The organism is Candidatus Paceibacterota bacterium (genome assembly GCA_041666915.1).
Taxonomy (GTDB): Bacteria; Patescibacteriota; Minisyncoccia; order Phycocordibacterales; family PALSA-1337; genus C7867-002.
Genome location: JBAYFZ010000004.1, coordinates 44,926 through 58,422 on the forward strand (window position 1 = coordinate 44,926; position 13,497 = coordinate 58,422).

Below are 13,497 nucleotides of genomic sequence, written 5' to 3' on the forward strand. Positions count from 1 at the left end.
ATTATATTGCCACAGGTATACCTTTGATGCCTGGGTGTGGAGCGTAATCTGAAAGAGTGAAATCTTCTTTTCTAAAATCAAACAAATCTTTTTTGTCAGAATTTATGATCATTGTAGGGAAAGATTTTGGCTCACGACGAAGCATTTCTTCTACGGCTGGTATTTGATCTACGTAAATATGAGCATCAGAAATAGTGTGGATGTATTCATAAGGCTCAGTACCGGTTGCCCGTGCAATAGCCATGAGTAGGGCAGCGTATTGGATCATGTTTGCTGGTACTCCTACTGGCACATCGCCAGAACGTTGGATCATATGCAGAGTTAGTTTATTATCCAAAATTCTCAAGTGAATCCAGCCGTGGCATGGTGCAACGACGACTTTTTGTTGTTTTCCTGCACCACGAATAGTGTATTGAGGTATCCAAGGTGTGATGAAATGGGTTCGTAAATGAGGAAATTCTTTTATTTGTTCTATAATGTTTTTGAATTGATTGTATGTGGAACCTTCGGATGTGGGGAAGTCGTGGAAGGCTGCTCCATAAGATCCTGGGCCAAGATCGCCGGTCTCTAGTCCACGTTTTTTACATTTAGCTTCTGTACCCCAAGGAGCCCACCATGAACAACCAAATTCTTCTAACATTTTCAAAGTTCTAGCACCATTTATGAAAGCTAAAATTTCGGCTACAGCTTGTTGCCAAATTGTTACCTTTAGCATCTCTGAAGTCTTGGGATTCATATTTCTCTCAGTAATCATTGGAAAACCATTTTCCAATTTGAAATGCATAGAACCAGGTCCCATGAGAGTGATAGCGTCTACTTCTTGTTGAGTCTTTGTTCGTACACCTTTTTCCAAAATCTGTTTGAGGATGTCCCGGTATTGTGTATCAGGTGTTCTTTCTGCAAATGGCTTCATGTAAGTGGGATATTTTTGTTTATAATACAGCGATTATAACACTTTACTGCTTGCGAATAACTAGTTGACAGAAAACACCTATAGGTGTAAGGTTATATAAGTAGTACTTTTGATTTCTGCTTTTCTTCGCAGTACTTGCCGTCCATATGTGTTCATGTTGACGTTCCTGAGTGGTTGGTACTGAAGCGAGTAGGTTAGGGTGTGGGTGGGTCCGTCGCATTGTGCATTTTGCGACGGACCCCTTTTTTTACACGGACAATATGATACGATTGGGGCATGAAAGACACACAAATAAAAAAGCTCATAGAAGCTGAAAAGAAACGACAGAAGAAAGTTATCAATCTGATCGCTTCAGAAAACTATGTTTCCAAAGATGTGTTAGAGGCTCTCGGTTCCGAATTAACAAATAAATATGCAGAAGGGTATCCAGGTAAACGCTATTATGGTGGTAATGAGATAGTAGATAAGATTGAAAATGTTTGTATAGAGAGGGCTCTGAAACTTTTTGGTCTTAGTGGCCCCTCGACTGACGCTCGGGGCAATTCGCCTTTGGCAAATTGGCATGTCAACGTTCAGCCACTTTCTGGTTCACCAGCAAACTTGGCGGTGTACACAGGTTTGGTGCCTCAAGGTGGAAAGATCATGGGTATGTCACTTGCTCAAGGTGGACATTTGACTCATGGACACAAAGTCTCGGCAACGGGAAAGTTTTGGCAACAAATACCTTATGGTCTAGATTCTGCGACTGAAGTTTTGAATTACGATCAATTGAAAGAAACTGCCATGAAAGAAAAGCCAGCTATCATCGTCTCTGGTTTTACTGCCTATCCTCGTACGATTGATTGGAAAAAAATGCGCGAGATCGCCGATACAGCAGGAGCTTTGATGATGGTGGATATGTCACATATTGCGGGCCTTGTCGCTGGTGGAGCCTATCCTTCACCTTTTGAATATGCGGACATCGTCACAACTACTACTCACAAGACTTTGCGTGGTCCAAGAGCGGCTCTCATCTTCGTAAAGATTGATGCTCGTGAACTTGATAAAAAGATAGACAAAGCAGTTTTCCCAGGTCTCCAAGGTGGTCCCCATGAAAATCAAATTGCCGGAGTTGCAGTGGCTCTCAAAGAAGCCAATACTCCAGCTTTCAAAAAATATGCAAAACAAGTAGTAAAGAATGCTAGTGTTTTGGCGGTAGAATTATCTAACCTCGGTTGGCGTCTCATCTCTGGTGGTACGGAGACTCATCTTATATTGTTGGATACTTGGAATATGGGTAACAAAAATGAAAAGGGTGCTGGTGGCGTCTCTGGACAAGAGGCTAGTTTGAAATTAGAAAAAGCTGGGATTATAGTAAATAAAAATGCCATTCCTTTTGACACTCGTCCACCAGCAGATCCATCTGGTATTAGGTTAGGAACAGCAGCAGAGACTACTCGTGGAAGAAAAGAAAAAGATTTCAAGGTTATTGCCAAAAAGATTGATGCGATTTTGAGGAAAAATTAATGAGAATTTTGGATAGATCGGGTGTTAAAGAATCAGAGACAATTAAATATATAAATATATAAAAGAAAAACGCAACATTCATGAATGTTGCGTTTTTGTAAATGACCCCCTTGCCCACATTAAAGAGGACGAGGTGAGCAAGAGGGGGAGACAGGTATTTGAATTTTGAGAACTCATTTACCATACCTTGGAGCAACGTCAGTATGATGCGACAGGTTATCATGCATGCCACAGCGTACTATAGACGAGGTATGCCTAACGGCACGAAGTATTCGTCTCCAAAATCAAGGATCTAATCCATTGTCATCTTATGTGAGTCGTCCGTGTGTGTCAACGATAATTTCATTAGTATCTTAATACCAGTAGTTGTGTCAATTGACAGGTATTAGATATTTTGGATAATTCGGGCAAAATACTGAATATTTTGCTAGAATACATCCCATGAAAGAGAAATTGAGCGAATATCTGAAAGGGGTTGTATCAGTGTTTGGTGCTGATATTGCTGTACCAAATCTCGATTATCCGGAAAATCCAGAGCATGGGGATTTTTCGACCAATACAGCTATGGCTAATGCAAAGAAATTGGGCATGTCACCCAAAGTTTTGGCCGACAAAATAGTTCTTGAATGTAAGAAGAATATGCCAGAATTTATCCGTGATATCAGTATCGCTGGTCCAGGATTCATTAATTTCTTTATTAAAGATCAGTTCATAGCCGAAGAAGTTTTGAATGTTGGAAAAAATTATGGAAAATTTGATAAAGAGAATGGTAAGAAAGTTTTGGTTGAATATACCGATCCAAACACTTTCAAAGTATTTCATATCGGCCATTTGATGAGTAATTCTATAGGTGAGTCACTTTCTAGACTCGTAGAATATTCTGGAACTTCTGTTACTAGGATTTGTTATCCATCAGATATTGGTTTGCATATAGCCAAGTCAGTTTGGGCTGTACAAAAACATATAGATGAAATGCCAAAAGAGTCAGCTCCAATACAAGAGAGGACAGATTTTTTGGGTAAGATGTATGTCTTTGGCACAAAAGCTTACGATGATGATGCAAATGCAAAAACAGAAATAGATGCTTTGAATAAAGTTTTGTATGACAAGACAGATCCGAAGGTTAATGAATTATATGAAAAGGGAAGGAAGTGGAGTTTGGATCACTTTGAATTATTGTACAAAACATTGGGTACAAAATTTGATGATTATATTTACGAAAGTGAAATGGCTAGTATTGGACTTGCGACGGTCAGTTCCAATTTGGGAAAAGTTTTTGAAAAGAGTGAAGGGGCTGTTGTTTTCAAAGGAGAAGAATATGGTTTGCACACCAGAGTTTTCGTCAACGCTCATGGAATACCTACTTATGAAGCCAAAGATCTTGGTTTGAATATAACTAAATTTAAAAAATATCCTACAACTGACCAATCAATAATAGTTACAGCTAGTGAACAAAACGATTATTTTAGAGTTCTTACCAAAGTCATATCTTTGATTGATGAGAAGAATGGTTCAAAGACCAAGCATATTGGTCATGGCATGATGCGTTTCCTTTCTGGAAAAATGTCTTCACGTACAGGTAATGTCATAACCGCAGAAGCTTTGCTTCAGGATATAAAGGATTTGGTGAAAGAAAAGATAAAAGACCGAGAATTTTCTGCTGGAGAAGCCGAAGAATTGTCAGAAATGATCGCTGTTGGTGCTATCAAATATACGATCCTACGTTCATCTGTTGGTAGTGATATTATTTTTGATTCATCAGCTTCTATTTCTTTTGAAGGTGATTCTGGCCCATATCTCCAATATTCAGCTGTGAGAGCAAATTCCATTATAGAAAAAGCAGAGAAGGAGGGGATTACAAAAGATATTATTTTGCCAGAATCGGTCAATCTCATTGAAAAACTCATTACCAGATTCCCAGACATCGTCATGCGAGCTAAGGATGGTTATGCTCCACAAATTATCGCCAATTATCTCATCACTCTTTCCGGAGCATTCAATAGTTTCTACGCTTCACAAATTATTGTAGATAAAAATAATAAACTTTCTCCTTACTACATCTCATTAACTAAAGCATTTCTTATTACTATGACAAATGGTTTGTGGATTTTGGGGATCAAAGTGCCAAAGAAGATGTAATAGTGTAAAAATATCATGGAAAATCAAAAAATAAATAAATCAACTCACACTGAAAGAGAAGAACGGATCCTGAATTTCTGGAAAGAAAAAGGAACATTTGAAAAGTCTTTGAACAAGGAATCTCCAAAAGGGGAGTTTACTTTTTACGATGGTCCGCCTTTTGCTACAGGAACTCCTCATTATGGTCATATTCTCGCCGGTACTATCAAGGACGTCATTCCAAGATGGAAAACGATGCAGGGTTACCATGTACGCCGACGTTGGGGTTGGGATTGTCATGGTTTGCCAGTAGAAAATCTCATAGAAAAAGAGCTTGGTCTCAAGAGTAAAAAAGATATTGTTGATTATGGTATCGGCAAATTCAATGAAGCCGCTAGAGAAAGTGTCATGCGTTATGCCGATGAATGGAGGACCATTGTCCCTAGATTGGGGAGGTGGGTAGATATGGTGAATGATTATCGCACTATGGATGCAACTTATACTGAGTCGGTTTGGTGGATCTTCAAAGAGTTACATAATAAAGGTTTGATTTATGAAGGTTTCAAATCTATGAACCTTTGTCCTCATTGTGAGACGACATTGTCCAATTTTGAGGTTGCTCAGGGTTACAAAGATATCACAGACATTTCTGTTTTTGTTAAATTCAAATTAGTTTCCGGAAGCCTCGCTTCCGGAGGCTTCACCTCCGGAAGTTCAGATCCTGTCTATTTCTTGGCTTGGACGACAACACCTTGGACTTTGCCGGGTAATACTGCTTTGGCAATAAATCCAAAGATTGAATATATGAAGATTTCTATTTCTGAAGGAGATGAACAAAAGAAAGGTTTTTATATTTTAGCCAAAGAAAGATTGGCGGTTTTGAAAGATGTCAAATATGAAATTGTAGAATCAATGAAAGGTTCGGAACTAGTCGGTCAATCATATCAACCGCTTTTTGATTATTATTCAAAAGATAAAGATCTCAAGAATAGGGAAAATGGTTGGAAAGTTTATGGTGCTGAATTTGTAACGATAGAAGATGGTACGGGTATCGTTCACATCGCTCCAGCTTTTGGTGCAGATGACTACGCTTTGTCTTTGGAAAACAATTTACCATTTGTTCAGCATGTCTCTATGGATGGAAAATTCAAAAAAGAAATCACGGAATTTGCTGGAACGAAGGTGAAGCCAATAGATACTGATGAAGATAAGAACGCTCATCAAAAGGCTGATATAGAAATCATAAAATGGTTGGCTCACAACGGATTTTTGTTTGAAAAAGAAAAGCTCATCCACTCATATCCTCATTGTTGGAGATGTCAGACACCATTGCTCAATTACGCTACATCTTCTTGGTTTGTAAAAGTTACGGATTTGAAAGATAAACTTGTTTCTGAAAACAATAAGGTCACTTGGGTTCCACCAGAAGTGGGAAGTGCTAGATTTGGTAATTGGCTAGAAGGTGCTCGCGATTGGGCTATATCAAGGTCTAGATTTTGGGGTGCACCGATACCGGTTTGGAAAGAAGAATCGGATGATGCAATGAAAGTAAAGTATCATGTATTGGGTTCAGTTGATGATCTAAAGAAGTTTAGTAAATCAAAGAATACGTATTATATGATGCGACATGGTCAGTCGGAGAATAATATCTTGAAAGTTTTGAATTCGGATAAATCAAAAAAGTTTCATCTGACTGAGCTTGGTAGAGAACAGGCTAAAAAGACGGCAACCGATTGGAGTATTAAGATTGATCATATATTTTGCTCGCCAATCCTCCGAGCTCGCGAGACGGCAGAATTATTTGCTGAGAACGTTGGCTTTGATAAAGATAAAATCGTTTTTGACGATCGCCTTTGTGAGATGGGAATGGGTGAATTTGAGGGTGTTGATGAAAATAAATTAGGAAATCTTTTTGAGAGTCGAGAGGAATATTTTACAAAAAATAAAAATGGAGTTGAGAATCGTAATGATCAGAAAAAACGTGTCGGCTCATTCTTGGAAGAGACTGATAAAAAATATGAAGATAAAACTATTCTTGTAGTTAGTCATGATGGCCCTCTTTGGATGTTGGAATCGGCGGCGCATGGTTTGGATATTCAAGGTTCTTTGGCACTCAAACCAAAAGATAGTGTGTATCTGAATAATGCCGAAGTTAGAAAATTGGATTTTTCACCACTTCCTCATAATGCCGAATATGAATTGGATTTGCATAGACCTTATATAGATAATATTGAACTCAAGACAGAGGATGGTAATAAACTAACGAGAGTTCAGGATGTTTTTGATTGTTGGTTTGAATCTGGTTCAATGCCTTACGGAGAATCTCATTATCCATTTGAGAATGAAGAGTTTGAGCCAAAATCTGGTTTGCTCCACAAATCAAAAGGTTATCCAGCTGATTTTATAGCGGAAGGTTTGGATCAGACAAGAGGATGGTTTTATTCCATGCTTGTTTTGGGGGTGGCACTTTTCGGAAAGACTCCTTACAAAAAAGTTATCGTTAACGGCTTAGTTTTGGCAGAAGATGGTGAAAAAATGTCCAAGTCAAAGAAGAATTATCCTGATCCAATGCTGGTGGTAGGTAAATACGGAGCCGATTCTCTCAGATTTTATTTACTCTCTTCACCGGTAGTTCACGGTCAGGATCTTTGTTTTAGTGAAAAAGGGGTGGATGAGGTGACGAAGAAAGTGGTCAATAGACTATTGAATGTGGTTTCTTTTTATGAAATGTATGCAAATTCAATAACCAATAACCAAACACCAATAACCAAGGGGATCTCTCAAAACGTTTTGGATAAATGGATCATTTCTAGATTGAATGAGACTACAAAAGAAGTTAGTGATGGTCTGGAAAAAGGGGAGGTAGATAGAGCTACAAGACCATTTTTGGATTTTACAGATGATCTTTCTACTTGGTATTTGAGACGTTCCCGCGATAGATTCAAAGAGGATAATGAAGATAAAGTCTTTGCTTTGGAAACAACTAAAATGGTTTTGCTTACGATTGCAAAATTGTTGGCGCCATTCATGCCATTCCTAGCCGATGAAGTTTATCAGAAGGTTGGTGGTTCAATGGAAAGTGTTCATTTGGAAGATTGGCCAGTAGATGACAAGGTTGATTTGAAAGTATTGGAGACAATGAAAGTTGTCAGAGATATAGCATCAAAAGGTTTGGAAGCTCGCATGTCGGTCAAGATCAATGTCCGTCAACCACTTGCAAGTCTCAAAATTTCTGCTTTTGCAAAAATGGTGACCGCAGAATCTACAGACAAAATAAAATTCAATTCAAAAGATATGGACGCGCAGTTTGTAGATCTTATAAAAGATGAAGTGAATGTTAAAGAAGTTATTTTTGGGTCTACTATTACAAATGAAGTAGAACTTGATGTAGTTTTGACACCAGAACTCAAGGAAGAAGGTGAACTACGCGAACTTCTACGAAAGATTCAAGATCTTAGAAAAGAAAAAGGCTTGTCGGTTGGAGATACGGCTGTACTCATTGCCACTGAAAATCTCAGAGGAATAATTTCTAAAAATTTGGAAACAATCAAGAAAACTACGAGTCTTGGTTCTATTGAATATGGAGAAGAGTTCAAGTTGAAAGTCTAGCCATGTACAACATATATACCACCCCCGGTTTCGTTGTCGGATCAAAACCCCATGGGGAAGCGGGTAAGATAATTTTTATCTTTACTCGTGATTTTGGCATGGTCACGGCTACGGCACAAGGTATTCGTCTGGAAAAATCAAAACTTCGTTACAATTTGCAGGATTATTCTTTTGGTACATTTTCTCTGGTTAGAGGTAAAGAATTTTGGAGATTGACCAGTGGAGCGGAGCAAGTTATTAGTTCTATTGAAAAAGGTGGTCCGATTGAGAGTGGCCCCTCGAATTCCTCGGGGCAGGGTAAACAACTCACGGCTCGCATAGCCTTACTTCTCCGAAGATTCCTCCATGGCGAAGAAAATCATCCAGAATTATTTGATTGCATTAGAAATGGAATTCAATTCTTGGAGAAAGTGTCAAATATTACCGAAGAGCAATTAAAAACCCTTGAATCAGTAATTGTTTTTAGAATGCTTGAATTATTGGGCTATATCGGAAAAGATTCCGTATTACAAGGTAAATTGCAATCAAACTCATTCTCAATTGAATTGCTGGATGAATTGGCCAGTAAGAGGGTAGTTATCAACCAACATATAAATAAAGCCCTTAAAGAGTCGCATTTATAGTGTTATAATAATGAACGTGCCTTCCCCTGACGACAAAAGTCATATTGATGAGTTGAAAAAATCTCTTTACTCTCGGACTGTCCCCGATGTACAAACTCGGCGCAAGCTTAGGTTTGATAGTAACATTTCAGATATAAAGACCAGTTGGGATGATGTCAATAAAAAAGTAACTGAGTCTGTGAATTTGAATGAAAATTATAAGGACCATTCTATGTCATTCTTTACAAAACTATTCGTCTTTTCAATAATATTTTGTGCTATTGCCGTAGGTATTGGAGCTTATCTATTTTGGAACGGGTCCAACCTTATCTCTGCTGACAATATAGAGCTTAGTATAAGTGGGCCAGTTTCTATTTCTGGTGGAGAACCAGTCACTTTTGATATTACTGCAATAAATAAAAATAAGATTGAACTTGAGCTTGTAGATATGTCAATTGATTTTCCTGTAGGCACGACCGATCCAAACAATTCCACTCAGATTCTCAAGAATTACCGTAAACTCATAGGCAATATTCCAACTGGTGGAATAGTCCACGAAAGCGTCAGAGCTACTATCTTTGGTGAAGAAAATCTACAGAAACAAATAACGGTCAATCTGACTTATGGTGTAAAGGGTTCAACTTCTACATTCACTAAGACGAAGACTTATGATGTCTTGATAAATTCATCGCCTATAAACTTTACAGTCTCATCTTTCAAAGAGATTACTTCTGGACAGGAATTTGATATGAAGGTTGAGGTCACTTCCAATTCACAAGAGACTCTCAGGAATATAATATTAAAGGGAATATATCCTTTTGGATATAGTTTCGTATCATCTTCACTTGTGCCAATTGGAGATAAAAGTACATGGAGTTTGGGTGATATTCCGCCTGGTGGAAAAAGAGTTTTTACTATCAAAGGGTCTCTTATTGGTGAAGATAATGATCTAAGAGCTTTTCATTTTAGTATAGGGTCTCAGAGTCTGGAAAATAGGAATATGATTGGTACACAATATATGGCTCTTGAACAAGATGTCATTATTCAAAAACCGTTTATTACTCTAGATGTTGATATTGATGGTGATCAAGGAACTAAAGATCATGTAGGACGACTCGGGCAAAATTCAAATGTAACAATAAAATGGTTCAACAATTTGCCAACGATAGTTTCTAATATGAAAATAACAGCTAAGATTGGTGGTTCGGTCTATGATAAGACAACGGTAGTATCTAACAATGGTTATTTTGATTCTAGAACCGACACAATAACTTGGAGTCAACAAACCAATCCAGATCTAGCGTCTATTGGTCCAGGTGAAAGTGGTAGTGTGACTTTCTCCATAATCCCAAAGAATCCTAAAGTGGCTGGTAATACAGTATCTAATCCTTCAATTTCTATCAATACAAGTGTTTCTGGTAATCGTACACAAGAGACAAATGTACCATTGGTCGTCACGTCATCTATGAATAGAAATATTATTGTATCTTCAAATGTTGTCTTATCAGGAAGGGTAGTACGTACGGTTGGCCCTTTTGCCAATAGTGGAATGATTCCTCCAAAAGTAGATCAGTCAACAACTTATACAGTTATTTGGAATATTGATAATACTTTGAATCCAGTCAAGGATGTCTCGGTCAAAGCGACTTTACCTCCTTATGTAAAATGGTTGGATACAATCAGTCCAGTAAGCGAAGATGTAACGTATGACCAGAATACAGGTTTAGTAACTTGGAATGTGGGAAGTGTGAATGCAAATACTACTGGATCATCGGTTAAGAAAGAATTAGCCTTTCAAATTTCTTTTACACCTAGCATAACTCAAGCAGTCACTGCACCAACTTTGGTCAATCAAGCCGTATTATCTGCAGTAGATAGCTTCACTAATGCTCAATTGGAAAGTAATCAAGATCTTTTGGGAACACGCTTTAGTACAGATCCTGCCTATAAGCAGGGGGATGAGATAGTATTAAAATAATTGGTAAATCGTTACATTTGGTATAGAATGTCTCTATGATTAAAAATAGCGAAAACGGCACTATGGATGCCATCATTTCTCTCGCCAAGCGAAGAGGTTTTATTTTTCAAGGTTCCGAAATATACGGCGGTCTAGCTGGTACATGGGATTATGGACCATTGGGTGTGGCTCTCAAAAACAATATAAAGAAAATTTGGTGGAAAAGATTCGTAGAAGATCGCGATGATATGTTCGGTGTGGACGCAGCTATTCTCATGAATCAAAATGTTTGGAAAGCTAGTGGACATGTAGGGGGCTTTGCTGATCCTTTGGTAGAATGTGGTAAATGTAAAAAAAGGTTTCGTGCAGATCAGTTTGGCGATAAGATAGCTGAAAATAAATGGCAATTACCAAGCGAATGTCCTAGTTGTGGAGAGAAAGGTGATTTGTGGAATTTGGCCAAAGAAAATATCCGTCAATTTAACATGATGTTTGAGACACATGTAGGAGCTACCCACGATGAAGCTTCTGTTTCTTATTTACGACCAGAGACTGCTCAAGGCATGTTCGTCAATTTCAAAAATATCCTAGATTCTTTGCATCCAAAACTTCCTTTTGGTTTGGGTCAAATAGGTAAGGCTTTTAGAAATGAGATCGCACCTCGAGATTTTCTATTTCGTGCTCGCGAATTTGAACAGATGGAAATAGAGTATTTCGTAAATCCAAAGGATTGGGAAAGTACCTTTAGGGATTTCACAGCAGAAGTTCATGCTTTCACCAAAGAAGTTGGTCTTACTCCATCCAAAATTCACGAATTAGAAGTTCCAGAATCTGACCGAGCTTTCTATTCAAAGAGAACTATAGATTTTGAATTTGATTTTCCTTTTGGTAAAAAAGAGCTTTATGGTTTGGCATATCGTACAGATTATGATTTGAAGCAACATTCAGGTTTTAGTAAAGTTGATTTGTCATATTATGATGAAGAGACCAAAGAGCGCTTTATTCCACATTGTATAGAACCATCTTTTGGTCTAGATAGAACCGTCTTGGCTGTACTTACCGATGCTTATACCGAAGATAAAATGGGTGATGAAGTCCGTACATACCTGAAGTTGGCTCCATCAGTCGCTCCTTACAAAGTTGCAGTCTTTCCATTACTTAGAAATAAACCAGAATTGATCAAGAAAGCCGAAGAGATATTCAAAATGATCAAAAAAGAAATTCCTGCGATAACTTTTGACGATAATGGAAATATCGGTAAGAGATACCGCCGTCAGGATGAAATTGGTACCCCATATTGTGTGACTGTAGATTTTGAAACTATTGAAGAAGGTAAAGGTGTCACCGTGCGAGATAGGGACAGTGGTAAACAAGAAAGAGTGGCAGAAACTGACCTCATCAGTTTCCTCAAAGGAAAAATATAATCCGATTCTCAATTCTCTACGGTTGTGATAAAGTGACCTTATGAAATTCAATAAAAAGGTCTTACCTAACGGTTTGCGTATTATAACGGTACCAATGACAGATAATCCATCTGTCACTGTTCTTGTCATGGTAGAAGCTGGGTCAAAATATGAGACAAAAGAGGTGAACGGTTTATCACACTTTCTTGAGCATATGGTCTTCAAGGGCACACCAAAGCGTCCGAAGGCTATAGATATTTCTCGTGAGCTGGATTCTATCGGCGCTCATTATAATGCTTTTACTGCACAAGAATTCACTGGTTACTATGCAAAAGCAGATATCCGACACTTTGATAAAATCCTAGATGTTGTTTCTGATATGTATCTAAACCCTATCTTTGATGAGGCGGAAATCAAAAAAGAGAAGGGAGTTATCGTTGAGGAGATTCGCATGTATCAAGATTTACCACAACGTCACGTGCAGAATATTTTTATGGAAGTTTTGTACGGTGATACTCCAGCAGGTTGGAATATTGCTGGAACCGAAGATAATGTCCGCTCTTTTGATCAAAGTCATTTCAAAAAGTATCGCGCGAACAATTATTTGAGTAATTCAACAACTATCATAGTGTCAGGTTCATTCAAAGAAAAAGAAGCTTTGAAAAAAATAGAAAAGGCTTTTTCTTCTATTTCCAAAGGCAAAAAATCAAAAAAACTGAAAGTTGTTGAAGAACAAAAAGAGCCAATAGCTAAAATGGATTTCAAAGAAACTGATCAAACTCATTTGGTCCTAGGTGTACGAACTTTTTCTATTACTGATAAAAAGATCCCAGTCATGCACGTACTCTCATCTATTTTGGGAGGCGGTATGAGTTCTAGGTTATTCTCGAAGATGAGGGATCAGCTCGGTATTTGTTATTACGTAAAAACGAGTCACGATGCTTTTACCGATCACGGAGTCTTGAATATTTCTGCTGGTGTAGATAATTCTAGAGTAAAGGAAGCGGTAGAAGGTATTTTGTCTGAATGTGACAGACTCAAGAATGAGCTTGTTTCTGAAGAAGAAATGAAAAAAGTGAAAGATTATATTGCTGGTACGACTATGTTGGAATTGGAAACATCTGATGCTCGTGCAGAATATTGTGGTTATCAAGAGATTTTGAAGGGAAGTGTTGATTCACCAGCTGATATTATAAAGAAGGTAAATACTGTTACTGCAAAAGATGTACAAAAGTTGGCAAAAGAGATATTTGTAAATAAGGGTTTGAATATGGCTTTGGTCGGCAGATTCAAAGATAGTGAAGAATTCAGGAAATATTTTAAGTTTGCTTAATGTTGTCTCAACAAGAGCTGTTTGATGAAAGAGTTTTGCTTGGTAAAAACATTCTA

The 13,497-nt window shown here is 37.9% G+C and carries 8 protein-coding genes; 7 read left to right on the forward strand and 1 reads right to left on the reverse strand.

The features are described 5' to 3' along the window. Position 1 precedes the first annotated feature (1 nt). Positions 2–913 carry a thymidylate synthase gene (gene thyA / locus WCS89_03740; protein ID MFA6554591.1) on the reverse strand — a complete coding sequence of 304 codons (912 nt, stop codon included), beginning with the start codon at positions 911–913 and terminating at the stop codon, positions 2–4. A 276-nt stretch (positions 914–1,189) separates the two neighbouring features. Here thyA and glyA point away from each other — a divergent pair, with 276 nt between their 5' ends. The 7 genes from glyA to WCS89_03775 all read left to right on the forward strand — a co-directional run bounded on the left by glyA (position 1,190) and on the right by WCS89_03775 (position 13,441). After that, on the forward strand, positions 1,190–2,419 hold the full coding sequence (gene glyA, locus WCS89_03745) for a serine hydroxymethyltransferase (protein MFA6554592.1): 1,230 nt from the start codon (positions 1,190–1,192) through the stop codon (positions 2,417–2,419). A gap of 441 nt (positions 2,420–2,860) precedes the next feature. Then, entirely contained in the window at positions 2,861–4,558 is a 1,698-nt protein-coding gene (argS, locus tag WCS89_03750; protein ID MFA6554593.1) for an arginine--tRNA ligase, read from the forward strand. Between the two features lie 15 nt (positions 4,559–4,573). After that, a complete protein-coding gene (locus WCS89_03755; protein ID MFA6554594.1) occupies positions 4,574–8,146 on the forward strand; it encodes a class I tRNA ligase family protein in 3,573 nt (1,190 codons plus the stop codon). A 2-nt stretch (positions 8,147–8,148) separates the two neighbouring features. Further along, positions 8,149–8,769 carry a recombination protein O N-terminal domain-containing protein gene (locus tag WCS89_03760; GenBank protein MFA6554595.1) on the forward strand — a complete coding sequence of 207 codons (621 nt, stop codon included), beginning with the start codon at positions 8,149–8,151 and terminating at the stop codon, positions 8,767–8,769. 10 nt (positions 8,770–8,779) lie between these two features. Then, complete coding sequence (locus WCS89_03765) at positions 8,780–10,726, forward strand: hypothetical protein (GenBank protein MFA6554596.1); 1,947 nt, start codon at positions 8,780–8,782, stop codon at positions 10,724–10,726. Between the two features lie 35 nt (positions 10,727–10,761). After that, positions 10,762–12,129: a glycine--tRNA ligase gene (locus tag WCS89_03770; GenBank protein MFA6554597.1), complete on the forward strand. Its 1,368-nt coding sequence runs from the start codon at positions 10,762–10,764 to the stop codon at positions 12,127–12,129. A gap of 40 nt (positions 12,130–12,169) precedes the next feature. Next, positions 12,170–13,441, forward strand: coding sequence for a pitrilysin family protein (locus WCS89_03775; protein ID MFA6554598.1), 1,272 nt, complete (start codon positions 12,170–12,172; stop codon positions 13,439–13,441). Positions 13,442–13,497 lie beyond the last annotated feature (56 nt).